This is a genomic window from Deltaproteobacteria bacterium (assembly GCA_018668695.1).
Lineage (GTDB): Bacteria > Myxococcota > XYA12-FULL-58-9 > XYA12-FULL-58-9 > JABJBS01 > JABJBS01.
This window is the reverse complement of the sequence record JABJBS010000362.1, coordinates 1-26197: the sequence shown is the minus strand read 5'-3', so window position 1 is coordinate 26197 and position 26197 is coordinate 1. Positions and strand designations below refer to the sequence as shown.

General features: G+C 50.0%; 25 protein-coding genes and 1 pseudogene. 15 read left to right on the top strand and 11 right to left on the bottom strand.

Going from position 1 to position 26197, the window contains the following annotated elements; all coding sequences use genetic code 11:
* From HOK28_20940 to HOK28_20930, 3 genes are all read right to left on the bottom strand, one after another.
* Window positions 1-164 (bottom strand): hypothetical protein (locus HOK28_20940; GenBank protein MBT6435574.1); only part of this gene is annotated, 164 nt, incomplete at its 3' end.
* 23 nt (window positions 165-187) lie between these two features.
* Complete coding sequence (locus HOK28_20935) at window positions 188-763, bottom strand: hypothetical protein (GenBank protein MBT6435573.1); 576 nt, start codon at window positions 761-763, stop codon at window positions 188-190.
* Between the two features lie 215 nt (window positions 764-978).
* Complete coding sequence (locus tag HOK28_20930) at window positions 979-1812, bottom strand: hypothetical protein (GenBank protein ID MBT6435572.1); 834 nt, start codon at window positions 1810-1812, stop codon at window positions 979-981.
* 326 nt (window positions 1813-2138) lie between these two features.
* Here HOK28_20930 and HOK28_20925 point away from each other — a divergent pair, with 326 nt between their 5' ends.
* Window positions 2139-3662 carry a hypothetical protein gene (locus tag HOK28_20925; GenBank protein ID MBT6435571.1) on the top strand — a complete coding sequence of 508 codons (1524 nt, stop codon included), beginning with the start codon at window positions 2139-2141 and terminating at the stop codon, window positions 3660-3662.
* 108 nt (window positions 3663-3770) lie between these two features.
* Here HOK28_20925 and HOK28_20920 read toward each other — a convergent pair whose 3' ends face one another.
* Window positions 3771-4544, bottom strand: coding sequence for a hypothetical protein (locus tag HOK28_20920; protein ID MBT6435570.1), 774 nt, complete (start codon window positions 4542-4544; stop codon window positions 3771-3773).
* Between the two features lie 375 nt (window positions 4545-4919).
* On the opposite strand from HOK28_20920, the gene HOK28_20915 reads away from it, so the two are divergent.
* A complete protein-coding gene (locus tag HOK28_20915) occupies window positions 4920-5792 on the top strand; it encodes a YbhB/YbcL family Raf kinase inhibitor-like protein (protein ID MBT6435569.1) in 873 nt (290 codons plus the stop codon).
* Window positions 5793-5880: 88 nt separating this feature from the next.
* Here HOK28_20915 and HOK28_20910 read toward each other — a convergent pair whose 3' ends face one another.
* Window positions 5881-6159 carry a hypothetical protein gene (locus HOK28_20910; protein MBT6435568.1) on the bottom strand — a complete coding sequence of 93 codons (279 nt, stop codon included), beginning with the start codon at window positions 6157-6159 and terminating at the stop codon, window positions 5881-5883.
* A gap of 248 nt (window positions 6160-6407) precedes the next feature.
* Window positions 6408-7649 carry a hypothetical protein gene (locus HOK28_20905; GenBank protein ID MBT6435567.1) on the bottom strand — a complete coding sequence of 414 codons (1242 nt, stop codon included), beginning with the start codon at window positions 7647-7649 and terminating at the stop codon, window positions 6408-6410.
* A 182-nt stretch (window positions 7650-7831) separates the two neighbouring features.
* Here HOK28_20905 and HOK28_20900 point away from each other — a divergent pair, with 182 nt between their 5' ends.
* A complete protein-coding gene (locus HOK28_20900; GenBank protein ID MBT6435566.1) occupies window positions 7832-8344 on the top strand; it encodes a prolyl-tRNA synthetase associated domain-containing protein in 513 nt (170 codons plus the stop codon).
* 2 nt (window positions 8345-8346) lie between these two features.
* Here the strand turns inward: HOK28_20900 and HOK28_20895 are convergent, their stop codons facing one another.
* Window positions 8347-9606 (bottom strand): hypothetical protein, encoded by a 1260-nt coding sequence (locus HOK28_20895; protein ID MBT6435565.1) that lies wholly within the window; start codon window positions 9604-9606, stop codon window positions 8347-8349.
* Window positions 9607-9797: 191 nt separating this feature from the next.
* Window positions 9798-10802 (bottom strand): AraC family transcriptional regulator, encoded by a 1005-nt coding sequence (locus tag HOK28_20890; GenBank protein ID MBT6435564.1) that lies wholly within the window; start codon window positions 10800-10802, stop codon window positions 9798-9800.
* Between the two features lie 125 nt (window positions 10803-10927).
* On the opposite strand from HOK28_20890, the gene HOK28_20885 reads away from it, so the two are divergent.
* The 4 genes and pseudogenes from HOK28_20885 to HOK28_20870 all read left to right on the top strand — a co-directional run bounded on the left by HOK28_20885 (window position 10928) and on the right by HOK28_20870 (window position 14145).
* Window positions 10928-11401: a DUF962 domain-containing protein gene (locus HOK28_20885; GenBank protein ID MBT6435563.1), complete on the top strand. Its 474-nt coding sequence runs from the start codon at window positions 10928-10930 to the stop codon at window positions 11399-11401.
* Between the two features lie 154 nt (window positions 11402-11555).
* Entirely contained in the window at window positions 11556-11774 is a 219-nt protein-coding gene (locus HOK28_20880; protein ID MBT6435562.1) for a hypothetical protein, read from the top strand.
* A 61-nt stretch (window positions 11775-11835) separates the two neighbouring features.
* Window positions 11836-12519 (top strand): annotated as a pseudogene (locus HOK28_20875) (hypothetical protein).
* Between the two features lie 339 nt (window positions 12520-12858).
* Window positions 12859-14145, top strand: coding sequence for a hypothetical protein (locus HOK28_20870; GenBank protein MBT6435561.1), 1287 nt, complete (start codon window positions 12859-12861; stop codon window positions 14143-14145).
* A 14-nt stretch (window positions 14146-14159) separates the two neighbouring features.
* On the opposite strand, the gene HOK28_20865 is transcribed toward HOK28_20870, so the two are convergent.
* Window positions 14160-14735 carry a hypothetical protein gene (locus HOK28_20865; protein ID MBT6435560.1) on the bottom strand — a complete coding sequence of 192 codons (576 nt, stop codon included), beginning with the start codon at window positions 14733-14735 and terminating at the stop codon, window positions 14160-14162.
* Between the two features lie 182 nt (window positions 14736-14917).
* Entirely contained in the window at window positions 14918-15130 is a 213-nt protein-coding gene (locus HOK28_20860) for a TIGR02450 family Trp-rich protein (GenBank protein MBT6435559.1), read from the bottom strand.
* Between the two features lie 160 nt (window positions 15131-15290).
* Here HOK28_20860 and HOK28_20855 point away from each other — a divergent pair, with 160 nt between their 5' ends.
* A complete protein-coding gene (locus tag HOK28_20855; protein ID MBT6435558.1) occupies window positions 15291-15671 on the top strand; it encodes a hypothetical protein in 381 nt (126 codons plus the stop codon).
* Window positions 15672-15699: 28 nt separating this feature from the next.
* On the opposite strand, the gene HOK28_20850 is transcribed toward HOK28_20855, so the two are convergent.
* Window positions 15700-16104: a hypothetical protein gene (locus HOK28_20850; protein ID MBT6435557.1), complete on the bottom strand. Its 405-nt coding sequence runs from the start codon at window positions 16102-16104 to the stop codon at window positions 15700-15702.
* 233 nt (window positions 16105-16337) lie between these two features.
* Between HOK28_20850 and HOK28_20845 the strand changes: the two genes are divergently transcribed.
* The 7 genes from HOK28_20845 to HOK28_20815 form a co-directional block, all read left to right on the top strand.
* Window positions 16338-16799: a hypothetical protein gene (locus HOK28_20845; GenBank protein ID MBT6435556.1), complete on the top strand. Its 462-nt coding sequence runs from the start codon at window positions 16338-16340 to the stop codon at window positions 16797-16799.
* Between the two features lie 188 nt (window positions 16800-16987).
* Window positions 16988-18793, top strand: coding sequence for a hypothetical protein (locus tag HOK28_20840; protein MBT6435555.1), 1806 nt, complete (start codon window positions 16988-16990; stop codon window positions 18791-18793).
* Between the two features lie 112 nt (window positions 18794-18905).
* On the top strand, window positions 18906-20072 hold the full coding sequence (locus HOK28_20835; GenBank protein ID MBT6435554.1) for a beta-aspartyl-peptidase: 1167 nt from the start codon (window positions 18906-18908) through the stop codon (window positions 20070-20072).
* A gap of 105 nt (window positions 20073-20177) precedes the next feature.
* Window positions 20178-21005 carry a cyanophycinase gene (locus tag HOK28_20830; protein MBT6435553.1) on the top strand — a complete coding sequence of 276 codons (828 nt, stop codon included), beginning with the start codon at window positions 20178-20180 and terminating at the stop codon, window positions 21003-21005.
* Between the two features lie 33 nt (window positions 21006-21038).
* On the top strand, window positions 21039-23849 hold the full coding sequence (cphA, locus tag HOK28_20825) for a cyanophycin synthetase (GenBank protein ID MBT6435552.1): 2811 nt from the start codon (window positions 21039-21041) through the stop codon (window positions 23847-23849).
* Window positions 23849-25540 (top strand): hypothetical protein, encoded by a 1692-nt coding sequence (locus HOK28_20820; GenBank protein MBT6435551.1) that lies wholly within the window; start codon window positions 23849-23851, stop codon window positions 25538-25540. Before cphA ends, HOK28_20820 begins: the two co-directional genes overlap by 1 nt.
* Window positions 25541-25926: 386 nt before the next feature.
* Window positions 25927-26197 (top strand): hypothetical protein (locus HOK28_20815; protein MBT6435550.1); only part of this gene is annotated, 271 nt, incomplete at its 3' end.

Sequence of the window (26197 nt, the reverse complement as noted above, 5' to 3'; positions counted from 1 at the left end):
TGCGCAAGATAGAGCAAAAGTTGCAGTTTGATGTTCAGCAAGATGACAGTGGCAAACATCCAGCGAAACTGCCGGTAGATCTCTTTGGGATCACCTTTTAATCCCCTAAGAAAATATATGGAGAGCTTGGCATTGATTTCTTCTCTTCTTGTCTGTGCTTTCATTATGGGCTCCTTGTTGTTTGTGGTTAGCGGTTGCCGCGCAGGCTAAATCCAGCAACATTCGGGCGAGGTTTGGGCATGGATTTGGGGCCAGGAAGCTCCAGGCACGCTTTCACGTCGAATTTTCCAGCAAGGCCAATACTGCCAGCAAGGCAAACTTCAACGTTGCCATCTTTGTCTCGGTCGCGCATGGATACTTCGGCGTATGCCCCCACTCCAACGCCTACACCAACTTCGAAAGAACCCACATCGCCATGAATACCGCCGTGAATCCGGCCGACATCCATACTGGCACTGATGCCAGCTCGAATTTCGTCAGCATTTTCTTGAACGCCCGAACCAATGCGACCAGAAACCAAAGTCATTCGGGCGAAACCATCTTCTCCAGAAAACTCAAGAGAGGCGAGGGTACCCTCCGCTTGTGTGGACAAACCTGCTTCAGCTTGAAGGTTTAAAATCTTTGCGGAAACACCGTCTTTATCCTTCATGTTGAGCAGGCCGACGCTTGCTCCATGAGATTGTTCAGATGTTTGAAAAGGTTGGTCTGTGCAGTCACTTTGGCCCATGGAAATGCATGCACTGGTTGGTTGAATCTTAGACATCGTTGGCTCCTGTTTAAATCGTTATGCCTTTAACTAAGCAGGAGCCGTGCCAGTTTTATGTTTTTGTTTTTATTGATGATTTTCAGTGTTTGATTTGAGCGTGTGCAAAATGGAACAGAGGTGTTTCAGGATGGATTGGTAACCGACTTAAAATGCAAAGAGCCCCTCTTGGCAGTGATGCTAAGAGAGGCCTTGAAGGTCATGGAGCTTAAATGCTAGTCATCAATCGAAAAGCCTTTAAGTGTGATCATAGGGAGTTCCGCTAGGGGTTTCCCGTCCATTCCGAAATAAATTCCACCCTCAAATTCTGGAGTGGGTTGAGCGCCAGCAACAGTTCCGTCAGCATATCGATAGGTTGTTATTTTTCTAAAGTTACTCCCGGAAAAATACGTTGAAATTTCTTCTATTCTCCCTTGCTCATCATAAAAAATTTGTGATTCGTTTGTACCGACAATGGTCTTATAAATCTTGCCTTCGGGATTATAGAAAAATTCGGTTTTAGATGTTTCATATGAGTTGGTTGTTCTCAAAGAAGTTAAAACATCATCCGTCCAACGAAAGTTAATGCTGAAATCAGATGATTCCGTCATCTCAAGTTGGTTTTTTTGATTGTATGTCAGTTGAAAATCGAAGTTCGCACTGGAGATTGATGAAAGATAACCATTCTTATATCGAAATCTCACACTACCGGTAACGGAATTGCTCGGCCGAGATAAGCTTGAAAGGTTAGAGTTCGAATCATATTCCGCAAGCATCGTTGCAACCTGTGATTCCCTGTATGTGGAGTCAATTCGGTTTACTAAATCATTCTCAGAATCATAATAATAGCTGCTCTGCTCACTTAGTTGCCCATCACGGTAGGTAGAAACAAAGTCGATTTCATTACCATTGCGATAATCAACCTCGGTCAACACATGGGAGGATATTTGATTATCTTGTATGTAGCTCGTCTCAATCTCCGTAATCATCGGTGCTGCCGGGTCATTTCCACATGCCACCATAAAGGTAAGAGTCACAAGGCCGATAATTTTAAGTGCTGCGTTTTTCATGTTGGGCTCCTGATTAAATCGTTATGCCTTTTACTTAGCAGTAGCCGTGCCAGTTTTATGTGCCTGTAATTATTCAGGTTTATTTGGGTCAGGTTGAAATCCGCCCATTTTGGAACATGGGTGTTCGAGATTGGAACATCTGAAAGTTATAAGCTGTTTGGTATACTTAATATATTATGCGTTGTATCTCTCCCTACGCGGTTTGGTACGCCCCGGACAGTTCATTGGAAAACCTGCCGGGAAGTTGTCGAAAACTTGGTTAATGAGCTGAGAGCGGTAATCTATAAGGCCAATATTCTTAACTTCCGACGTTTGGATAGGTACTCATGAGTGAATGTTTATTATGTGGAGCGGCTCAACTTACAGGTTCTGAGCGGAGCTGCGTTGACTGTGGTTGGCCTCTGACCGACGCGATTAATGACTCTTTGGCGGCTGTTGACGCAGATGTTTCTGCACCGGTTGACGATGGAGTGGACCTATTTGGAGATGATGGTGCACCTGGGGCCAGTCTTGACATCGATTTAAAGTTGGAAGAATTGGCGGCAATAAAAGCTCGCGTAAGCTTTTTGCTCGGTGCGATGACGGACGAGATCAGGAAACATCAAGCGGCCACGACGATTCAGCGTGCAGTTCGGGGGCATCAAGCACGAAAGGCCGCCGCTGCGGCTGCCCAGTCTCCCGAGTTTTTCCAAAAGCTTATTGCAATGCACGCCGCGAACCCAGCCAGATTGGCGACCCGCCTGATGGTCACTCAGCTAGAAATTGTAAAAAGGCTTAGTGAGACCCCAGAGGGAGCCGCCGCAGTTGTTCACGACCAGGAGGTCGAGGCGTTGGGGAATTTTGTTGATGACCTTTTCGACGGCGAAATGACCTATGTGGAGCTCGTGGCCTTTGCTGACGCAACCTACACGGTTGCTACGAATCCAACGATGATGGATGGAGTGGCCAGCCCGGAACCCCACTTAACATCAAGTGCATGGGCCTCGATGGCAGGACTGATTCCCGTAGGAATTTCGTTTTACGCACTAACACTCGCTATCTCCAAGAAATGGCGAGGGGATGGTGGCAGTTGGTCCGAGATAGCCGAAAAAGGCGCGACCTTTGCGATAACAGGCACGCAGATGGGTGCACAGGCAACTTCAGGAATAGCAGGGTTTACCAACGCTACCACGATTGCTGCAACAGCGGGCTCGGTTGCAGTTGGCGCTAACTTGGTTGCTGGCCTCTATCAAACCATTACTGCCAGCCAAGAATATTACGCCACCACCATGGTTGGAAGCCGCTATGAAAAATGCATGAAGCAGCCCAGTTTCGCGGCGAGATTAAATGACGCGAAAAGCAAAAAAGATAAATCCGATATTGACTATTTGCTCTCGAAAGTTGTGAACAAATGTTACCGGCGTCGGTACCGAGCTGATGTTAACATTACCTCTGGTTTGGCCTCTACTTCAGGTGCTGGCGTTGGTTTCGCATTGATGGGCGGAGCCTCAGGCGCAGCGGTTCCTATTGTAGGTTGGATTTGTCTCGGTATCGCGATGGTTGGTGGATTCGGATTGTTGGGCTATTCCATCGCGAGGCGTCAGCGTAAGATAAAGAAGCTTACGCTCATGGACCGAAGAGAATGCCTACCTATCCCGGATTTCCTGGAAACCTCCGGTGATTACAATCGTTACCATGTGGCGATGTTTATCTTTTTTGGATTGCTTTTAGAGGGTAGCGGCGACCAGCCAGTTTTTGAGAAAGCCTCTGTTTGGGCTTGGATACTATTTGGCGGAACAATGGAAGCTGCCACTGCAACGGCAAGATCTCTCGGAGTTCATGGCATTATGGGATACATCAAGCGCGGCTAAGTGCTTTTGCAAATTGCGATAATGAATCTAATACTTATTACTTTATTGCCTCAATTTACATTGGTGCTTTGTCTTTTGCCCTATGGGCCGCGGTTTAAGCTGCGTTCATTACTCGTCGCAGATTTCCTCAGTGTAGCGCCGGTTCTCAATATTCACCCGCAACATCGGCCATGAACACCGCTCATTACCGAGTGAGCTTTCAGTGTCGCTGTTTAAGAAAAAGCCTGAGCCTGAGTTGGTCCAGTTTCTATCGCAGGCGCGGTTGTAGTTGGAGTAACCCACGGTGGGCTCGCCGCTTCCAGGCCAGTGGATGCCTACAATATATTGCCCAGATGTCATTCCTGTGGTGGGGATGATGTCGCCGAAATCAAAGCGCCACCATGCGCGCTTAAAGCCGCCAATCGATGACCCAGGAATCACAGTGTCTTCCCAGTCTAACTCACTTAAAATAAGGTTTTGTCTTTTCACCCAGGGCGCGGTGTTGAGAGGGTTTGCTGCGTCGTAAACTTCAATGGTGAGCACTTCAGTATCGTCCATGTATTGGAATAGAATGTCTGGAATCATCGCCAATACATCCACCGAGCGAACACGCCAGGTTTCTTCAGCCTGGAGGTGGGATGCGTCGTACTCTAAAACCACGGCATCTCTTAGGTTGGGAAGACCGAAGGCATCTTCCAATACAGAGACTTGTTCGATATCGAAATCGGTATCTTCTGATATGCACCAGTCTTCTTCTGGTGGTGGCTCGTTAAAGGGAGTCGGGGCAGGAGTTTCTTCTTCTGCCGGCTCTGGTGTTTCCGGGGCATCGTAATATGACAGCTCATCTACGCCGCAACCAACGATGAAGAATGCTGCGCTCAATGTGATTAATCTCTTTAACATTTATCCTCTCCTGGGCCTGAACCGAGCCTGCCTGGGCTGGTGTGTTGTTCGAAGTATTGACGGGTAAACTCGAAACAAAAAGCGGAATATATTCATCTGATAGTTCAGGAATATTGAATCAATGGGTATTCTGGCATCAATTAATTCGTGCAACTATGCGCTGCGACTCGGTTCTTGTAGTGAGGAGCGTAACTGTGGATTAGCTGGTGTGTGGTATATTTAATATAATTATCGGGATCGGCTTCTGGTATTTGCATCCGTGTCTCGTGGCTCTGGAACCCAGAGCCTTGTTTAATATCAGCTAGACTATTAGGTTAGCGCCACCATTGGCCGTGGCTAAGCTTGGCCAAAACCCTTGATATGTGGAGAAAACGTATGCTTAAGCACCGCTGTCCTTCTTTAATGCTCGCTCTCTTAATGGCTCTTCTAGCTGTTGGCTGTGGCGGTGATGACAACGACTCCCCAGACAATACAGATGCCGCGGACCAGGCTGACGCAAGTGACGCATCGGATGTATCCGACATGAGCGACGCAAGTGACGCATCTGATGCATCCGACACCAGCGATGCAAGTGACGGATCTGATGTATCCGACATGAGCGACGCAAGTGACGGATCTGATGTATCCGACATGAGCGACGCAAGTGACGGATCTGATGTATCCGACATGAGCGATGCAAGTGATGAATCGGATGCATCTGACATGAGCGATGCAAGTGACGCCTCCGATGCATCGGATACAACAGCACCGGATGAGCCATTTACGCTTACGAGCAGCGCTATGGAAGACGGCGGTGTCTTTCCCGTACGCCATGCCTGCAGCTATTATTATGGTAAGAGCGGCGCGGAGAATGTTTCTCCACAATTCGGTTGGAGCGGGGCGCCGGAGGGTACTCAGAGTTTTGCGATTGTATTTAGAGACCTTACTTACAACGGTTTCTTGCACTCTATCATCTATGATATCCCCGCAGATGTTTCTTCGTTGCCAGAGAGCTTGCCTCGAGATGCTAACCTGTCGGAGCCATCCGGAGCGAAGCAAAGCCGCGGTTACACCAATGAGTTTGGTTACGAGGGGCCTTGCCCAGGCTGGGAAGCTCACGAGTATCAGTTTGAGATTTACGCAATGCCTTACGCAAGTCTCTCGGGTGTGAATATGAATACGGGTATGACTCAGATTGAAGCGGTGATTAAGTCTGGTGACATCGAGTCAACCACACTCACTGCAGTGTTTACACCACCGGCGCAGTAACGCTTGCGGATGAAAGAAAAAAGCCCCGGCGACCTCAAGAGGCTGCCGGGGCTTTTTTTATTCTATCAATGTGAGCTTGGCTAAATAATTATTCAGCGGAGCAAGCTGCGGTCATTGCCTCAGTTTCAGTGGCACAGCCACCGTCAACTGGAGCAGAGCTCATGCCAGTACATTCGAGAGTCGCGCCGTTCCAACATGTGTATGCTGCTTCAGCTGCATCGGCACATTCCGTAGGAGCTGAGCCGTATGCTGCACAAATTTGGTTGCATGTAGCGAGGTCTACCATTGCACCTTCACAGGCCAAAGCGTCCTGGTTTGCGCAAGTAGTTTCACAAGCAGCTACTGCTGGGTGGCTGTGCCGCCGCATGCTGTAGTTGCGAGAGCCATTCCGAGAACACTTAAAATAACAAAAATTTTGGACATCATTTTACCTATAGTCTTAGAGTTAGCGTGGATACATATCCGCGGCAGTGGTGACGATAAATAGGTCGAATTTATTCTGGTTGCAAACTTTGAAAGCATTCAAATGTGGAATTAATTTCTTCTGGGCGCACTTCAACCGGCTTGATATGGGGCCACGGTTGAAATTTTAGTACCAAACGACCTGGTGTCAATCTAGCCTGTGTAGGCTGGCATCACATGAGTGCCAGCGCGGAGATTGGCGTACTGGCGCAGAGCTGACGAAAGCATAAGGGCTTCGAGTTTCAACACGGCGTCTTGCGACTGATTCAAGAGAGTTTTGGCTTGAGTAATCACTTCTTGGTAGGCCCGGGCTCGCTTAAAACTGACACTTTTCATCGGGAAATTATGCCGCGTCCAGCCACTGAATTTAGGTGGAAATATGCCTTTGCCCAGCAAGATTTCAAGTTTGTCGAAAAGTTGGTGTCCGCTCAGTTTCTCAAGTGCTTGATACGTATACATGTCTGGCGTTGAGAGTGAGGCAATATCCCTTGCCCCGGCTTCCTTGTCATGGGGACGGAGTATGAAGCTTGCGAGGAGCTTGCTCGTATCCCGAGTATGGATAAAATCTGGATCAGTGTCTGCAACCCATCGAAGCGCTTTTTGGGCACTTTTGGGCAGCTCAAGACCCTGAACTCGCATCGCGGAAACGACCTCGATGTACGCCAATTGCGTTTTGAATTCTACCTGTGCGTATGCATGTCCGTATTCGCTTATGCTAATCGAGCCTGCTTGAAATGCATCGGTTATGGATAGGAATTGGCTTCTGTGTCTGGCATTGCAAAGTTCAAAGATGAGGTTGTCGACCACATCGGGCAGTTCGATTTTTTGGCTCAAGACCACGCAATGATTAGCCGGATTAAAGTAAGCACCCGTTTCAAGTTTAGGGTCACTTGCTGGGGTAGAGAGCTCGAAAGTCGTGAATTTCAGCTCCTTGAGCATAGGCTGGACGAAGAGTTGAAAGGCTGGGTGTTTCTCAAGCGCGGCTTTGGTCACCAGTGCTTCAGAGTTCTGTGCCGATGCTCCGTTGGAGCTTGTTGCTAAGAGATCTATGGGTACGGGGGGAGCTGGTACATTGTGGGGCTGAGGCGCGGCTTTTTGGACCACCACCCGTGGGGGAGGTGCCATGAGTACCACTTGAGATGCTCCGCCTGAGGCGACACTGCCAAAAAGTCTCTCAAATCCTCGAGGTTCCAGCTCTAGAACACCGCCTTCAAACCGGCCCGCATCAACGACATCGTGTTTTCGATAGGGGGCCCCAAATAGAGCTTCACTGAGTTTCTGAGTGAGTTTTTGGGTATTGAGCCCTGATTCTTGCTCACTGATTTGCTGAGCAATATTGGCGGGTGTGGCTTCGCCGCTGAACGAATATTGTTTAGAACCTATGGATATTTGCATATTATTATCTCCGATAATCTACCGCTGAAAGTAGGTTTTGCCGGTGTGCTCAATACTGAGCAACTCGCTATATACACGACTGTAGTCAGTTTGGCTATCTGTTTTACCTAATGATATCAGCAAGCTATAGACCTCTTGGTTCAGTTACGTTAGAAAGCTAACTTCCTAGAATGGAGCGCCGGATGCCTGCTGCAACCCCTGAAGAACTCTTTAAACGTCTTGAAGCCTTGGATATTCAAACGGAAACGATTACGCACCCAGCGGTTTTTACGGTGGATGAGGCTCGCAAACACCGTCCAGGAGACCAGAGTGGGGCACATATTAAAAATCTCTTTTTGAGAAACAAGAAGAAAAAGATGTGGTTGGTGGTTGCCCGGGAAGATTTGCCGATCGATTTAAAGGCTTTGGGAGCGGCCATCGGAGCAGGAAGGGTAAGCTTTGGTTCACCTGATCGCTTGGATCAATACCTTGGGGTAAAGCCAGGCTCGGTCACACCTTTCGCGGTTATCAACGATGAGGAGGGCGTGGTTGAGGTCGTGTTTGATAGAGCTATTTTCGACTCAGAACTCGTTCATTGTCACCCACTCGTGAATACGATGACCACGGCGATTAAGGGCAATGACCTGCTGCGGTTTTTGCGCGACACGGGGCACGAACCAAGGCTGGTTGATATACCAGCCCCGGCTGAAGCCTAAGCTCAGATAGGAGTGTCGGTGTCTTCTGAGTGGTATGGGTTTAAATCACAATCTTCTGTCTCTAAATTTCCCCAACTGATAATCTCTCCGTCCACACCGTTGGCTGCTGCCAGTGCATCCACAAGTATATCAACCTCACACCATGATAGAATGGGATTACCCGTTATGATGAGGTCCTGGGTAACATGGGTGAGGTTACGCAGAGCATAGGTGCAAATCAGATTTGCGTTGTCATAAATATGCACTGTTCCTGGCATTTCAATTAGGTTCTCAAGTCCATTTAAATCTTTGAGTGACTCGTTTTTGTAAATCTCTAAAGAGCCTCCGTTTTCGCCCGCACCAATGGAGGAGAGGTTAGCGAGCCCGAGCACTGCATTCACACGTGCGTTCTCGCGAATGATGAGGCTTCCTGAAATACTTTGCAGTGAAGATAAATGATTCAAATTGAGAAGGTTTGTATTGCCAGCGATTTCTAATCGGCCGCCATCAACGGCGACCAGTGCATCCAGCCCGGTTAGCTCGGCGAGGTTGATGTTGTTGTTGATGATGAGGCTACCGCCGACACTCGTCAGTTGGCTAAGACCTGCGATGTAAATCATACCGGGGTTATTGGTGATGGTTATATCCCCGCCCACGTGGTTTAGAACACCGAATCCACTCATGGTGAAAAGGCTGTTGCTGTTTTGAACGGTTAGGTTGTCTTGAATACGAACGAGGTAGGCGAAATTGAAATCAGTGAGTTCCGGGCAATCGATGGTGAGGCTTCCGGCGATCTCTGTGCAGTTTTCGTAGTACTGAAGGTCATCGGGGGAGTCGATGACTATATTACCAGTGCATAAAACGCCATCTACGGGTTCACTGGTTTCTTCTTCTTCCTCTTCCTCCTCCTCGTCTTCGGCTGGAGTTGTATCGGCGGGAATGGTTTGATTGCCGCCGGGAGATTCGGTGGTGTCGTCTTCTGGTTCCTCATCGTTATTGTCTGTGTCGTCTGGAACAGGATCCGAAGGAATATCATCGCCGTTGTCCGTTTCGTCGGGAGCCGGGTCTTGGGTCTCGTCTACGACTTCTTCGTCGGTAGCCGGGTTGGCGTCGTTGTTGGTAGCTTCGTCGGCATCACCTTCTACTGGAACTTCAGCGCCATGAGGACCGCTTGGAACGCTGCTACCGGAAGGCATGGTTGATGTGCCGCACCCGGCCAGTAGCCAAATCAGGCATGTAAATAAAAGTGATGCAATCATCGTAGGGCGTAGGTTGAAAGACATGGACTCTGATCCCCCAGGGGTAAAGTGATGGTGTGAAACCTTTGCATCACTTTAAGCACGGACCGTGCCAGTTGATGGATGACTAGAGTTTTTGGGACTTTCCCGAATTCACAAGGCTTTATGAATAGAGAAGTTCTATTTTGTGAGGTTGTAACTGCAAGGTTTGTGGATGGTATGACAAAGTTTGAAGATCAGATTGCTACTTGGGCCAAGCGATAGGCACCCGGGGTGCATCCCTCCCAACGCTTGAAGGCACGATAGAAAGTGCTGGGCTCGGAAAAGCCAAGTAAAAGGCCCACCTCACCGGTACTCAGGTCGTTGTCTTTCAGGAGTGTGAGCGCCGCGTTGTGGCGATAGTGGTCAAATAGATTCTGAAACGTTGTGCCGGATTTGGATAGCTTACGCTGCAGGGTGCGCCGGCTCATATGAAGCCTTCGAGCCATATGGTCGCGGTCCCACTGAAAATGACCCGATGATTCAAGTACCATTTTGACACGCTCTTTGATGCTTACTTTATCCATGGCATGAAGGCGCTGATCTGCCTGGGCAACATGAACCTGGAGCATTGAAGGATCGGATTCGGGCAGCTCAGCATGAAGCCATCTGCGCTCTAAAACAATGGCATGCTCTTGAGCATTAAACCGAATGGGCGCTCGGAACACTTCATCATGCTTTTGCGTCAAGGCTGGCTTGGGGTGGGAAAATCGAATCTCAATGGGCTGCAGGTCTTCATCAATAAGCCACCGTGCGAAACCTAAGATCACCAAGAGAACGGCCTCAATCTGGTGCCGGCTAAATGAGACATCGGCTTCGTAAGGGATGTACACAATGGCCGCTGTATCAGCTTCAAGACGCATTTCGATGCGACCGCCTTCGCTTACGAGACGCTGGTATTTCTGTACTTGTTCAAGCGCCTCAGCAAAGTTGCGGCAATTCATCATGGTATAAGCCACCACACTTAAGTAGTGGGGCCGTACCCGCTCTCCCATGGTGAGCCCAAAATACGGGTCACCACTGAGCTCTTGAGCTACCCGCCAGAGATTTACAGTTGTGCTTAAAGGTATAAATCCCACGGAGCCCTCGAGAGACTCGGGAGCTAAATTACAGCGCTCCAAAAGGGTGCCAGGATGCACACCTGAAGCCTCAGCTGCTCGCACAATGGACCTAACCCATTGAATTGATACACGTTTAATCACATTTCCATGGTGCAGGAAGTGGCACGAAAGGTCAATAAGGAAGGCGCTATCGGCCAATGTGGCTGGGCGATTCGGGAGTTAATCTCTGACCATAACCCAAGCATTTACTACGAGGAGATTAAGATATGGCTCAACGAAACATTCATGAGTGGCTTGAAGCATATGGAGAGAGTCACCAGAACAAGACCAACAAGCTGATTCACTGGATCTGTGTGCCCGGTATATTTTTAACCATTGCGGGTTTACTCTGGGCGATTCCCGTTCCCGAATTTATGGCTGAGGTCCCGTATCTAAACTGGGGAACTCTGACGCTTGTGCCGATAATTCTCTTCTACCTCAGACTCTCTGCGAAGCTTGCTGCAGGCATGACCTTGTTTAGCATCGCCTGTGTTGCTTTCGTTGCATGGTACGCAGAGCAGGGACCCTTTGGGTTGGCAGTGACCTGTCTATTCTTTTTCGTCGCCTTTTGGATTTTGCAATTCGCAGGACACAAGATTGAAGGCAAGAAGCCATCTTTTATGGAAGACCTACAGTTTTTGTTGATTGGGCCAGCTTGGGTCATCGGATTTACCTACCGTAAGCTCGGAATCCAATTCTAGTCTCTAAATTTTAGTGTTTTTGTCTATTTGCATGCGCATTGAACCCAGGTTTTGTGGAATAGTCTCCCTGCGGTGCTTTAATAAGTACAAGGTCGTAATCTGGCTTTTGACAGTTTAGAATTTTTCTACAAAGGCCGCAGCAAGGGGGATAGCAATGCGTCGTATTGCGTCAGGGATAATTGTTGTTGGCATGGTGTGGCTCGCTGCGTGTAGTGAAGATGGTTTGCAGGCAGTTCCGATTCCAGATTGCGAAGATGGCAATGCCTGTACCACAGGTGAATACAGCCAAATTAGCAACGCATGTGTCTTTACAGCGATAGAAGACGGCTCGGATTGCCCCAGACCTGTGTGTTTCGCGCTCATCCTGCTTTGAAGGCCGCTGCGTCTCGGATGAGTTTGTTGATTGCGCCGATGGCAACCCGTGTACCGGGGATATGTGCAATAGCTCCACGGGTGAATGTACGAATCCCATTGTGAGTGATGGTACAGCCTGTCCAGTAGACGACCTTTGTTACGTTACTTCCGAATGTATCGAGGGCGCTTGTACGCCAGCCGAACCGGTGGTGTGTGATGATTTCAACCCATGCACAGCAGGAACTTGTCTCAACGAATCAGGCGATTGTAGTTTTGAAAACCTACCCAATGGAACGCCGTGCGGTGAAGAGATGATATGTGAAGAAGGGGATTGTATTCCTCTTGACGAGCCGCCATCAGCCCCGGTTGTGGAGATCACACCTGACAGCCCGGTGGATTCGGAAACACTGACTTGTACAATTGTAGGGGAGAGCATTGATCCCAATGGAGATGTCATCACCTACAGTTACAAGTGGCTTATCAATGGAGTGGTATCACCGGAGTATGTTGACGCTGAGATCCCTGGGGTCGAAACCCAAGCCTGCGATACATTTACTTGCGTTGTCACGCCAACCGCTAACGACGTGAATGGGCCGACTGGGGAAGACACCGAGCTGATTGCTCCCAATGATGTTTGCTTTGGTTGCCCAAGCATCAATGACCTAGATGGCGATACGATTTTGGATTCCGTAGACAACTGCCCACTGATTGCGAATGTGGAGCAAGAAGACGTTGATGGCGATGGTTTAGGAGATCCGTGTGACCTGTGCTGGCTTGACGGAAATGCACCGTTTACTTTGCAAGAGAGTGTGACGAGTGCTGGAGTTGTGATCAGTAATACCCAAGTCAACGATCAAGGCCCCGTACACGACCAAATCCCCGCTGCAAGCAGTGTGAATGTTAAGTTTGATTATTCTGTGATTGGCGCAAACTGCGACAGCTGCCCTGGATGCGTTACACAATACTCCTTGGGTTTTTCTCCTGGTCACGAATGTGCGGGTTCAGCCGGAGAGCACAATTGCTTTTACAGTGGCGGTTCAGGTTGTTACGGAGCCAACAATGGTTCCGTGGACGTCGACCTTGCAACACCGGTAGAGCCGGGTATGTATTTCCTCACGCCGAAAAGAAGCTGGCATTATTCTTGTTCGCAGGCTGTTGATGCGGGCTGGCTAATGTCGCCAATCAATCCAAACATTGCGGTTGCCGCCATGTGCGTTGGAGCGTCTTGTGATGATGGCAATCCATGTACCAATGATATCTGGAATGCGAGTACGGGTGAGTGTAGCCATACTCTCGTAGAAGATGACACGCCGTGCAGCGACGATATGTGTGTGCCTGCCACCTGCCAGGAGGGTGTGTGTGTAGACGATGAACCCGTTGATTGTGACGACAGTGAGCCATGCACTGAAGATACATGCGGCGCCTTGGATGGCGAGTGCTCCTATATGACACTTCCCGATTACACACCGTGCGGTGATGGGCTGGTCTGTATCGATGGCGACTGTATCAATTTGCAATCAGACTTCGAAGTAGAGATTGATCCAGAAGAGCCACGTGAGAACAATGATTTGCAGTGTATCGTGACCACCCCGGCGATAGATCCCAACGGTGGCACAGTGAATTACACGTTCGAGTGGTCTGTTGATGATGGTGAAGGCGCAGCTTACAACGGTATGGAAACGATTCCTGCAGATGCTACGGAAGCCTGTGAAAATTGGACGTGTGCGGTTAAGGCCGTGTTTGATGGTATTCCTGGCCAGCTCGCCACCGACTCCGTTGTGATTATGCCAGCGGATGTTTGTGAAGGGTGTCCAACGGAAGGTGACCAAGATGGTGATGGCATTCTCGATATCGACGACAACTGCATCTTGATGCTTAACCCTGACCAAGCCGATACAGACGGAGACGGAGTAGGCGACTTGTGTGATACCTGCTGGCTCGATGGCCCGACGCCTCTGATGATGGGCGGTAATGTAAGCTATGCGGGTCTTGAAATTACGAATGCTGTACTCAACGGAGCAGGAACCACTTCTACCAGCATCGGAGCAGGTGAAAGTTTTACGGTATCGTTTAACTACAATGTCGACGGCGGCTCTTGCGGTTGTCCCGGCTGCGTGACCCAGTATTCACTTGGAGTCTCCACGGCTTCAGCATGTATTGGACCCAGTGAAGACTATGAATGCTTTAGCAGCGGTGGTAGCGGTTGCTACGGGGCTTATGGTGGAACGAAAACTTTGAACCTAGAAGCACCCACTGAAGAAGGAATGTATTTTATTACTCCGAAGCGCAGCTGGCACTATTCATGTGCTCAGGCAAACTCGGCCGGTTGGATGAATCCAATTACAAATCCAAGTAAGGCTGTGGTCGCATTCTGTGTAGGGGCACCTTAAGCAGCGATGCGGGGTTAATTCATTTCGAGCGGCCAGATAAAATTGACAGCGCCCACAGCATCTAGGTCAAATCCGCCTGACGGAGCGGTGCCAGTTTCTGCCAAATCTCGAATTCGGATAAAGCTGATTTGAGTTAAGCCTAAATCTGCGAGGTCGTAGCCATCGCCGCCAGCCGTCTGAGGGTCTAGGATGAAGTCGTCATCAACTTCAAAAGACTGTACGGTGCGCCACCCTGCGCAGTGACCGTAGTCCGTCATAGGTTCGTCCGGGACAAGACAGGGGAATACATGCCAGGTCTCACCATCTTCACTGACGGAAACTTCACCCAGTTCGGCCCAAATCTCCGCAGGGGAGTTGTTGACCCAAAATGGGTTTTCGAAAACGATAAAGTCTGGTCCCGGACCGTCAACAACTTTAAAGCCGCCCAAGCCTAGGGTAATGGTTCCACCAATTCCTAAGGAAAGCACATCCATACCCCCGGCATTGTTGCCTGTGCCAAGAGGTGGGCCCAGCACAACATCGGGGAAACTATCCATCCCGTAACCAGCTTCCTCGCCGGCGTCAAAAGCAATCACTTCCGAGGCGAACACATTTTTTTGATTGGACGGATCGATGACGCCGCAGCTTGTCACGAAGAGGCTGAGTGAAGCGATTATTAGGGGTTTTGAATACAGCATGGTTTCTCCAAGTTGTCGGTATGCCAGCTCAAACCGGCTCTATCAAGCGCTTCAATATTGATGTTTATGAGACCCGCTTGCTTGGGAGCAGCTGACTATTTCCATCCCATCAGCCACACGCTCTCATCTTGCAGGTCCTGCCAGTTAAGAACGAACTCACGTTTGGAATAGACGGCTTCCAGGGCACAGGCCACAATCTCGTCCTCTTCCTCAATGAGCCGTGTAACCATGAAGTGTTTTTCTTTCTGAGTGGGGTTAACGGCGGTCCATTTACTGGATTTAAGCTTTTTTGGATTGATGCGATTCATAAGAGAATCCGTGGGTAGATGGTTGAAATCAGTATATATTTGCCGCCAAAGAATGCCCAAGGCGAGGTCCTAACCTTCTTCTACCCATTTCTAAGGCTTGTAACAATTTAGTAATGCGTTTAGAGCGTTTACAGACCCCGCACAGACTTAGGAGAAGGTCATGAATATGCCACGCGTTACTCTGATTACAGCTCAGATTTTGATTCTCATTGGAGGCTTTGGCTACACGATGTCGGGCGCCAAAACATCTCTGATCCCAGCGTTTCTCGGAGCGCTTCTGGGTGTGTGTGGCATGTTGGCGACCAAAGAAAAGTTCCGTATGCATGCGATGCACGGAGCTGCCTTGGTTGGATTGCTGGCGATAGGTGGAACGGTTGGAAGTATCCCTAAGGTCATTTCCTTAATTGGCGGCGGTACAGTTGAGCGACCTTTGGCGGTTCAGTTGCAATCGGCAACCTTTGCCGTGTCTGCAGTCTTTATGGTGCTTGCCGTGAATTCATTCATTCAGGTACGTAAGATGCGCAAAGCTCAAGAAGGTTAAACCTTGTTTGAGCTTTTACCGTCGCAACCTACCGCGGTGCTTTCTCGTGTAGTACACGCGAACCTGTGATGCCCTGCTCCGGGACATTGTAGACTTCTCTCAGCTCACCCACACTCAGTTTAAGAAACGCTTCATAATTTTCGAAGGTTGTGGCTGGTAAGTGTGTGCTGTTGCGTCCGGCACGCCAGGCTTTTAGAGTCCGCCGTGGGCTGTGACAAAGCCCCAGCAATGTTCCAAAAAAGACAATGGCTCTTACATAGAAACCGAATACCCCGACGCCTCGCCGCAGCTCCCAACCGGAAATCTCTGCCTCACCGATTGGGTCGGTCCCGTAACCGGTCACAAGGTGGTGGAGGTCATGAAAGCGAACCGCAATCTGCCTTTGAGGCGGGTTAGGCAAAGGAAATGTGATACCCCAAAAGGTAATGCTCACGACTGAAAGGTCATATTCCTCTGTCGTGAACCCATTCTCGTCCAGATATGATTTCAGTCCTTGCTGAACGCTCCAATCCGGTGGAACTGGGCTAGTCAGTGGGTGTAGGCTCATATCCAGTGGCTAATGGATAAAGCATTCAAAATCAATAAACTCTTGTTTTTGGGGCTTACTAGACGGCTATACTCATAGGGCTTTCGACGACAGACTGTATTTGAATTGGGGGAGATGTAATGGCTTTGAGAAAAAAGATGATGAGTGCGATGGCTTGGGCAGCCGTCCTATTTTGGACAAGCGGATGTGGCTCGGACGTAGAGCCGGTTGGCAATTGCGGGGAGTATCAAAGCTTTGAGGGAATCATCACCATCGAGAGCATTGAAGATCCGGTAGACGATAGTTGGAATGCTTGTGACTCCGGCTCTAAAGTAGTGACCTATGTCTTTAGTGCAACAGATACATCCATCGATCCTGAGAGATACTCTGTATCCTCTGCAGGCTTTAATGAGTCGTTTACAACGTTGGTCGATTCTAGCGGACGGCTTCTGGCCGATACTTGTGTTGAATCCATTGGGCTTGAAGTAGGGCAAACTTTTCCTGCTACCCGAAGCATTGGCGGCGCACCCTGTACACCCCTGATTGATTACTTCGAGGACCTCCAGACCCAAATCAATACTTGCGAAGCCGACTGCGACTAACTTTCTTACCGAGCTGAACTCTGATGCATCGGGTCATGACCAATCTATTTTTAATGTTATTTCTCTCTGAATAACTGTAGGCGGGGATTCGTCTGCGTGCGTGACAATCAATTGAAATAGAGTTAGTTTTTGCGTCGCAGGTACATGATTGACCTGTAATGACTGCATGAGGAATCTAGGAGTTAAGAATGAAGCGAAGTCTGAGGTTTATCGCCATCTGGGCGCTGGGTGTGACGATGATAGTGGGCTGTACTGAGGCCGAGCCCGAGGGAACGCAGACAGATCCTACTGATGCTGCCGACACTTCAGATGCCAGCGATGCCACGGATGCTTCAGACGCCGCCGATGCTTCAGATTCAAGCGACCCGGAAGAAGTGGACCGAAGCAGTGAGGTTTACGACCGTGCCCGTTTGCTCGATGTTAAAATAGAAATGAGTCCTGCCGATTGGGAGACGATGCGTAATCAAACTCGCACCACTGCAGATCTTGGAATCACGGCCGATTGCAAGCCTTCGGTAAGCCCAGTTGAATCTCCTTTTACTTGGTTCAGCGGGCGGGCCATTGTGGATGGTGAAGTCTTTCAGAACGTTGGGCTTCGTAAGAAGGGTTTTATTGGTTCTTTGAGCGAAGATAAGCCGTCGATTAAAATCCGTTTCGATAAGTTTGAAGAGGACCAAAAATTCCTCTCGGTGAAACGTTTAACCCTCAACAACACAGTTCAAGATGGCTCTTTTGTTCATCAGTGCATGGCCTATGACTTATTCGCCGCAGCAGGTGTGCCCGCTCCGCGTTGCAACTTTGCTCATGTGCATGTGAATGGCGCCGACCTTGGACTCTATGTGAATGTAGAGAGCATCAAGAAGCCGTTCATTCGTCAGCATTTTTCCGACGACGACGGTAATCTTTATGAAGGCACGCTCAGCGATTTTCGTGAAGACTGGACGGGAACTTTTAATCAGAAGACCAACGAAGATGAGCTTTCCAAAGACCGCATCAATGCCATTGGCGAAGCATTGAAGGTGCCAGATGACCAACTTGTTGAAGAATTATCCAAGCTCATCAACTTTGACCAATTCCTCAATTTCTGGGTGGTGGAAACACTCACGGCGCATTGGGATGGTTATGCCGGTAACACGAATAACTATAGCCTCTATGACGACCCGACCTCAGGCAAAACGCATTTTATTCCTTGGGGAACGGACCAGACTTTTGAGGTTCAGTACATGCTTTTTGAGCAGCAGATTGCTCCCAGGTCGATCAATGCAGCCGGACTTCTTACTCGGCGCCTGTACCTAAGCGAGGAAGGCCAGCAGCTTTATGTCGAGCGGCTTCTGTCTATCTTAGATGCCTATTGGGATGCGGACGCTTTAGAGGCTTCCATTGATCAGATGGTAGAGATTTTCAGTCCAGTGATGCTGGCGAGCGAGCAGGGACCGTTCCAGGCAGGCTTGGCTGAAACCAAGGATTTTATTCGTGGGCAAGATGCGCAGATTCGCAACGAAATTGAAACCGGGCCTCAGCCCTGGACAGCCGGCCTAAGAGCCGACCTGTGCGGTGGTGTGATTGACGGTACGGGCACAGCGGCGGAAAGCCTTGAATGGCAGGCTGTCATTGGGCTCTCAGACACAACCGGAGAACTCAATTACACACGTATCAGTGCAGAAGGCCGTTGCGAATTCACCTCTGAGCTTACTGGCGTAGCTTCTACCGACAACTGCGGTGAGGGTTGTACATTTGCCAGGGAGATGACCCTCGGCGAGGCCGTCGTTGAGGATGCAGCCAGCTCCGATTGTAATGCTGATGAGTTGGTGGATGCAGGTGAGGTGATTCAGTTTGCTCAATCCGAAGTGTATTTGGGTGATTTTCAGGAGACTCCATTTTATGCCCTATGGGAATACGAAGATGGTGCTTGGGAGCCGGTTCCTGGAGCCTACAGCATTGTCTTTGGCGACTTCGTCTCTGGCGCTTGGTATTTTGGTATAAGCGCCGATTAAGCGATGGCGCTTGCTTAATTTTTTCAGTGATTTAGCTCTTGATTTCGCGTTGCTCTGAAGTGGCGCAAGCAGTAATGTGGCCTCGCAACTTTTACGCGAAGCAGGAGCGAGAATGTCTACGTTGATTCTCCTGAAATCTGGTGAAGTCTATAATCCTGCGTCTTTAGGCATACAGGATGTTTTGATTGCAGGAAATCGAATTGCGGCGATTGGTCCGAATCTGGGACAAGGCCCAACTGACTGGCCGGTCGAGGTGATCGACTGCTCCGGAAAGCTAGTCATTCCGGGTTTGATTGATCTCCATACCCACATGACGGGCGGCGGCGGTGAGGCAGGAGCTTCTACCAAAGTACCGGCCCCATTTCTTTCAAACTTCACCACGGCGGGCGTGACCACGGCGGTGGGTTTGCTCGGCACCGACGGAACGACACGATCTATTTCTGAACTGCTTGCAGCGGCACGAGGTCTCTCTGAATTGGGCCTTAACGCATTGTGTTACACCGGAAGTTACGATGTTCCACCTCCAACCCTTACGGGTTCAGTGAGAAGCGACATCGTAAATATCGATCGAATCGTTGCCTTGGGCGAGCTCGCAATCAGTGATCATCGAAGCTCACAACCAACTTTCGACCAGGTGATTCAGCTGGCTGCACAGGCACATGTTGCCGGCATGATGACAGGCAAAGCAGGGCTTGTTCATTTTCACCTAGGCGATGGTGACCGCGGTCTTGATATGCTTCGCCGCGCTGCGTCTGAAACTGAGTTACCCAAAAGAACCTTTCATCCTACCCACGTAAATCGCAATCCCAGCTTATGGGAAGAGGCAATGGATTTAACCAAGCTTGGCTTCACCATTGATATTACAGCCTTTCCGAAAGCGGCGGGTGAGCGAGGCGCCGGGGAGTATCTGGCTGAGTACATCGACCGCGGCCTACCTATGAACCAATTGACCCTCAGTTCAGATGGAGGCGGTTGTTTGCCAACGTTTGATGGTGATGGTGTTTTGGTGAAGATGGGCATCGGTTCAAGTTCAACTTTACTTGAGAGTATCCGCGAAGCCCGTGCATTGGGTGCCCCACTGGAGAAGCTTTTGACCACCTGCACATCCAATGCCGCCGAGCTTTTTCGGTTTCATGGGCGAGGGCGGATAGAGAAGGGTAACGTGGCAGACCTCGTGATTTGCAGCGAGGCATTGGAAGTAGAATCCACGTTGGCCGAAGGTCGATTTTTAGTCCGAGATTCCAGCCCTACTGTTCGGGGCGTTTTCGAGAGTTCATAAGAGTTTTTATTATCGTCATAAAGTTGGCTTTTTCTAGTGTCAGGGTCGTTGATTCCCAGCGAACAGGGCGCTAAAAGGGCCCGACTTTTAAGGAGGGGATTCGTCGTGCCATCACCCAGTCAAGAAGCAGTAGCCAGAGGATTTATTGTCCCAATTGGCGGCGCTGAAGATAAAGTTGCAGACCAAGTTGTTCTGCGTAAATTCTTAGAGCTTTCTGGAGACAAAGACGCTCACATTGTCATCATACCAACTGCATCGCAGCTTGAAGACACTGGCGACCGTTATGTGAAAATCTTCGAAGAGCTTGGAGCGGGTTCTACCGATGTCCTTCGCATCACCGAGCGTGACGACGCGAAGTGTCCTGATCGAGTAGAGCGTCTGCAGAAAGCAACTGGCGTTTTCATGACCGGTGGCAACCAGCTGCGCTTGTCTACTATTTTAGGTGGAACGGAATTGGCTACCAATTTACGCCGGCTCAATGCCGCGGGTGTTCACATTGGTGGAACGTCTGCTGGCGCCGCTTTTATCAGTGAGCACATGATTGCTTATGGTGCTGAGGGCTCCACCCCTGAAGGTGGCATGGTTACTTTGGCCCCAGGTCTTGGTTTGTCGAATGCGGTCATTGTTGATCAGCATTTTCGTCAACGCGACCGCTTGGGGCGTTTGCTCTCGGCTTTGGCTTTCAATCCCTTTATGATTGGGATTGGGCTGGATGAAGATACTGCCGCATTTATTGGTCCCGACAATCTTATTAGAGTGTTAGGAAACGGTGCCATAACAGTTGTTGATGTCTCTGAACTTGCCCATTCAAGTATGGCCGATGTTCGAGAAGGTGAGCCCGTAGAATTAATCGATATTCGTCTACATGTACTTGGCCATGGCAGTCGCTATTGCCTAGACAGTCGCAAAGCAGAAGCTGGCTCGCAGCGTTAAACAGGGTTCCCCCGTTCTATATTGAGGTGTCATATGTTGGTTCTTGAAAGACGTAGTTACGTTGGACCTAATCTTTACGCGAACTTTCCAGTCATCCGTTTTACGGTTGATTTGGGACCATTGGAGAAAAATCCTTCGGCCGTTATTCCGGGCTTTGTGGATGCGCTTGTCGAGGCTGTTCCTGGTCTTCATGAACATGGCTGCTCTTATGGTGAACCGGGTGGATTCATTCGTCGTCTTCGCGAAGACGAAGGCACTTGGATGGGACACATCTTTGAGCACGTAGCGATTGCGTTGCAAAACCGCGCGGGCTGTAAATCTGTTTCGTTTGGGAAAACCCGTTCAGCGGATGCACCCGGTGTTTATCACGTTGTTTACCAGTACGAAGAAGAGTGGGTGGGTAAAGCGGCCGGTGAGCTCTCTTTAGATTTGCTTCACCACTTGTTGCCAGACGAATTGTGCCCAGGTGTCGAACAAGACGCCGACTTCGATTTCGAAGGTAAAATGGAAGACCTGATTCGGGCCGCTGAGCGTCGCGCATTGGGACCATCAACTGGCTCACTCGTTCGTGCAGCCGAAGAACGCGATATTCCATGGCTTCGCCTCAATGACTACAGCTTGGTGCAGTTTGGCCATGGTCAAATGCAGCAGCGTATTCAAGCGACCATCACCAGCGAAACTCGGCACATCGCAGTTGAAATCGCTTCTGATAAAGAAATGACCAATCAAGTGCTGGGTGATGTCGGACTACCGGTTCCGAAGCAGTACTCAGTTTATCGTGAAGAAAGTGCACTGCGTGCTGCGAAGCGCTTGGGTTATCCTTTGGTGGTCAAGCCCTACAACGCCAATCATGGCCGCGGCGTAAGCATCGGACTTACAACTGACGAGCAGGTCATTAAGGCGTTTAACCAGGCCCGTGAACACAGCCGCTGCGTATTGTTGGAAACCTATATCTCAGGTTTTGACCACAGAATGCTCGTGGTAAACAATGAATTGGTCGCTGTTTCTAAGCGGGTACCAGGGCATGTGGTTGGAGATGGTGAGCGTACGATTGCTCAACTCGTCGACCAAGTGAACGAAGACCCACGACGTGGTATTGGCCATGAAAAAGTTCTCACACGCCTTGAACTCGATTCCCAAGCAGAGCGCTTGCTTAAGAAGGGCGGGCACACGGCTGAAACCGTGCTGCCGGCTGGAACTATTTTCTACATCCGTTCTACCGGTAACCTCTCTACAGGTGGCACGGCGATTGACGTGACAGATATTGTTCACCCCGACAACCGCGAAATGGCAGTTCGTGCTGCAGCCACCGTGGGCCTTGATGTTTGTGGGGTAGACTTCCTCACACCGGATATCAGCCGTTCATACAAGGAAATTGGCGGAGGTATTTGTGAACTCAATGCTGCACCTGGTTTTCGTATGCATGTGGCGCCGAGTGAAGGTCAGCCTCGCGATGTTGCCGGTGCGGTTATTGATATGCTCTTCCCGCAAAATGCTCCTTCGCGGATTCCAATTGCGTCCATTACGGGTACAAACGGCAAAACCACCACCACCCGAATGCTTGCTCACATCCACAAGATGGCAGGAGAGCAGGTTGGTATGACAACCACCGATGGTATCTACATCGACGGCCAACTTAGTGTCGAAGGTGATATGACCGGGCCAGTTTCATCGCAGATGGTTCTTCGAGACCCAACCGTAACTGTAGCAATCTTGGAAACAGCCCGTGGGGGACTTCTCAAAAAGGGACTTGGTTACCGACGTCCCAATGTGGCGTGTTGCCTAAACGTGCAGTCTGACCACTTGGGCCTTCGAGGTATCGACACCTTGGACCAGCTTGCGGAAGTTAAGCGTATTCCTATTGAGGTGGCTTCAGACACGGTTGTGCTAAACGCCGACGACCCACGTTGTTTACGAATGGCCGTGAAGGCTGTCGCTGAGAACGTATGCTATGTGACCCTCAACCCAGAACATGCTTTGGTCCGCGAACACATTCGTGCGGGCGGTCATGCGGTTGCTCTCGAGAAGGGTATCAATGGCGAGATGATCAGTATCTTCGCCAATGGCTCCCATATTCCATTACTCTGGACGCATTTGATTCCGGCCACCCTCGAGGGTCAGGCAATGCACAACGTTCAGAACGCAATGTTTGCCGCGGGTATGGCTTACGCCATGGGTGTGAAGCTTGATGACATTCGTCAGGGTCTGCGCACATTTGATACCACTTACTTTCAAGCGCCAGGTCGCATGAACGTGTTTGACCAGAATGGCTTTAAAGTTATTTTGGATTACGGGCACAACCCGGCGGCTGTTGAAGCCATGTGTACTTTGGTCGACAGACTTGTTGAGTCGGATGCATTGGGTACGAATGGTAAGCGCATTTGTGTGCTTTCCGCTCCAGGTGACCGCCGTGACGAGGACATTGCTGAAACGGCTAAGGTCGCTGCGGGTCGCTTTGACCGCTACATCTGTAAGCGTGACGACCATCCACGGGGCCGAGCTGAAGATGAGGTTCCACGTATGCTCAAGGAATCTTTGATGGCGGCAGGAGTTGAAGAGTCTCAAATTGAGCTAATCATCTCAGAAGAGGAAGCTGTTGATACAGCTCTTGAGAAATGTCAGCAGGGTGACTTACTTCTGATTTTCGCTGACCACATTTCTCGCACGTGGAAACAAATCGTTCAGCGTGGTGAGGGCCAGGTAGAGAAGCCTGAAGCTGTGCCAGCGGCCACGCCAGGAATGCAGGTTGAAGAGAATTATCCTGAATTTGAACCACCGGCAGGGCAAAAAGTAGTCCGTGATGGACGCGGTGTCTTGTTGGCGGTGGATGAAGAGGCCGATTGATGAGAGTGGAGACAGTTCACCGAATCACCGGTTTACACCTCCTGCTCGACGACACCGGGGCTGCCGCTTGGCTTGATTTTGATGCAGGTGATGATTGGGCAGCTCTCAGGATCTCTCTGCTTGAGCGGGTTCACCGGGCCTGTGAGCACGCAGGGTTTGGGAAGCCGCCAATTCTCGAGCATTACTACGAAGGCGGGGTGGCGCTAGCGCTTAAGGCACAGCCTGATGCACTTTATACAATGTGCGCTGTGCTGGAGTGGGCAACCAGTGATGATGGTGAATCCGGTGAATTTTGGGACGCCATTCTTAGCGAAAAAGCCACTGAAGAACGTCCTCGGCTCAATGCTTGTCATGCTTGGGCGCGCAAGCACGGGCTTCCTGCTCTTGATGATGAAGATGCGTTTACACTCGGAATGGGAAAACACTCCACCACGTGGCCACTGGAGAGCTTACCAAGTGACGAGCAACTCGCGCAGGCAGAGGCAAAATCTATCCCTCTTGCCTACCTAACGGGTACCAACGGTAAAACGACCACCACCCGGATGGTTGCAAGAATTGCCCAAATGTCCTCGCTTAAACCCGGTAACACCTCCAGTGATGGCATTATTGTGGATGGCCAGGCCATTGAAGAAGGTGATTGGACAGGCCCAGGTGCTGCGCGAATGGTCTTACGGCACCCTGATGTTGATGTTGCTTTACTCGAAACGGCACGCGGCGGTCTGATGCGCCGAGGCTTGGTTCTGCCTAGTGCGGACGTGGCATTGGTGACGAACATCAGTGCAGACCACCTTGGTCAGTGGGGCATTCTGGATGTGCACGACCTCGCCGACGCCAAGCTCGTTGTAGCGCGAGCATTGAAGCCCGGCGGTACGCTTATCCTAAATAAAGATTGTCCCATTTTGGGTTCAGCTTTTGAGCGTATGGATGCGTCATTTAAAGAAAATATCGATGTTGCTTGGTTTTCCACCAAGGAAGATACCGACACGAGCGGTCTTGCTGGTTGGTTGAATGGCGACGAGATTGTGTTACGCACGGGCACGAACACCGAGCTTCGTCTAGCGGTGAAGTCCATCCCGCTGACATTGGGCGGAACCGCTCTGCACAATATTCAAAATGCTATAGCGGCAGCTCTAGTGGCATGCGCATTCGATTTACCTGCATCAGGAATTCAAGAAGGATTAAGTTCCTTAATGCCCAATGTTGAAGATAGCCGCGGGCGTTCGAATTTATATGCCGTGGATAATAAGTATCTACTTTTAGATTTCGCGCACAATCCAGGTGGTCTGAAAATGATGGCTGAGCTTTCCAAGAGATGGCCGGCAGGTGGTCGCTATTTCTTAATGGGACAGGCAGGGGATAGAACAACTGCATTGGTCAAGGAGCTGGCTGAGGAAGCGGTGGCTATCGGTCTGGACCATGTAGTTGTGAAAAATTTACCCGGGCATTCCTACGAGAGAGACGCCAACGAGGTTGCACAATCTCAAGTGGCGGCTCTTTATAAAGCAGGGCAAAAAGAGGGCAGCGTAACCCACGTGCCCGATGAGGTAGAGGCGGCAGAAGCCCTCATCGATATGGCGGATGAGCATTCGTTGATATTTTTAATTGCTCACGAAAATGTAAATGGTGTGATGGAAATGCTGGAGCGCCGAAATGCGGTTCTGGCAACTTTGCCGGATGAACTCACTCGCTAAGCATCCTGTTTTAGGGATTCAGCCGTCAAGTCTTACATCTCTGACCTGTTCGGTTCCTGATTAAGTCAGCGGTGAGCTGATGAGCGACCGAAGTACTGAGTTCAGAGCAACTCTTCGAACCCTGCGAAGATGGAGACAGCGTCGGTGGCTTGATTCGCGTTGCGATTAAGCAGGCCAGATCTGAGGACGTTCGCATGATGGCTGCCGAGTACCAGCAGCGTTTCCCTGCTGGTAGCAAGAGGTTGAAGGTGGAAGAACTCCAGAAAATGATTCCGTGATACGGAGGTCCAAAGTCTTGAGCCCAGCGGATGCTAAATCCCCTTGATTTGGTATGAGGTTCGAGCGATGCTCACCGCTATCAACAGTTCCTCGGGGGAGTTCATCGAATGAATCGTTTCTTTTTCAGCTCAATATGTGTTTTGGCTTTAGCTCTTGGTGGTTGCGGCGGTGATGACGAGAGACCTTCCACTGATCCCGGTGATACAAACAACGGCTCCGGTGATACCAATCCTGGTACAGACACAGACACAGACACAACTCCAAGTGAGCCAGGGCGCACTGTGGCAAATTGCGAAACGAATATCGCCGACGATGTTCCAGCATTTTACGAAAAGTATTTTCGCTGCGTGACGATTACGATGGATGGTGATTCTGTTG

What these genes read in the sequence shown, in the direction of transcription:
- HOK28_20935 (MBT6435573.1), bottom strand. Translation starts at nt 763, where the DNA reads ATGTCTAAGATTCAACCAACCAGTGCATGCATTTCCATGGGCCAAAGT.
- HOK28_20930 (MBT6435572.1), bottom strand. Translation starts at nt 1,812, where the DNA reads ATGAAAAACGCAGCACTTAAAATTATCGGCCTTGTGACTCTTACCTTT.
- HOK28_20925 (MBT6435571.1), top strand. Translation starts at nt 2,139, where the DNA reads ATGAGTGAATGTTTATTATGTGGAGCGGCTCAACTTACAGGTTCTGAG.
- HOK28_20920 (MBT6435570.1), bottom strand. Translation starts at nt 4,544, where the DNA reads ATGTTAAAGAGATTAATCACATTGAGCGCAGCATTCTTCATCGTTGGT.
- HOK28_20915 (MBT6435569.1), top strand. Translation starts at nt 4,920, where the DNA reads ATGCTTAAGCACCGCTGTCCTTCTTTAATGCTCGCTCTCTTAATGGCT.
- HOK28_20910 (MBT6435568.1), bottom strand. Translation starts at nt 6,159, where the DNA reads ATGCGGCGGCACAGCCACCCAGCAGTAGCTGCTTGTGAAACTACTTGC.
- HOK28_20905 (MBT6435567.1), bottom strand. Translation starts at nt 7,649, where the DNA reads ATGCAAATATCCATAGGTTCTAAACAATATTCGTTCAGCGGCGAAGCC.
- HOK28_20900 (MBT6435566.1), top strand. Translation starts at nt 7,832, where the DNA reads ATGCCTGCTGCAACCCCTGAAGAACTCTTTAAACGTCTTGAAGCCTTG.
- HOK28_20895 (MBT6435565.1), bottom strand. Translation starts at nt 9,606, where the DNA reads ATGTCTTTCAACCTACGCCCTACGATGATTGCATCACTTTTATTTACA.
- HOK28_20885 (MBT6435563.1), top strand. Translation starts at nt 10,928, where the DNA reads ATGGCTCAACGAAACATTCATGAGTGGCTTGAAGCATATGGAGAGAGT.
- HOK28_20880 (MBT6435562.1), top strand. Translation starts at nt 11,556, where the DNA reads ATGCGTCGTATTGCGTCAGGGATAATTGTTGTTGGCATGGTGTGGCTC.
- HOK28_20870 (MBT6435561.1), top strand. Translation starts at nt 12,859, where the DNA reads ATGTATTTCCTCACGCCGAAAAGAAGCTGGCATTATTCTTGTTCGCAG.
- HOK28_20860 (MBT6435559.1), bottom strand. Translation starts at nt 15,130, where the DNA reads ATGAATCGCATCAATCCAAAAAAGCTTAAATCCAGTAAATGGACCGCC.
- HOK28_20855 (MBT6435558.1), top strand. Translation starts at nt 15,291, where the DNA reads ATGAATATGCCACGCGTTACTCTGATTACAGCTCAGATTTTGATTCTC.
- HOK28_20845 (MBT6435556.1), top strand. Translation starts at nt 16,338, where the DNA reads ATGGCTTTGAGAAAAAAGATGATGAGTGCGATGGCTTGGGCAGCCGTC.
- HOK28_20840 (MBT6435555.1), top strand. Translation starts at nt 16,988, where the DNA reads ATGAAGCGAAGTCTGAGGTTTATCGCCATCTGGGCGCTGGGTGTGACG.
- HOK28_20835 (MBT6435554.1), top strand. Translation starts at nt 18,906, where the DNA reads ATGTCTACGTTGATTCTCCTGAAATCTGGTGAAGTCTATAATCCTGCG.
- cphA (MBT6435552.1), top strand. Translation starts at nt 21,039, where the DNA reads ATGTTGGTTCTTGAAAGACGTAGTTACGTTGGACCTAATCTTTACGCG.
- HOK28_20820 (MBT6435551.1), top strand. Translation starts at nt 23,849, where the DNA reads ATGAGAGTGGAGACAGTTCACCGAATCACCGGTTTACACCTCCTGCTC.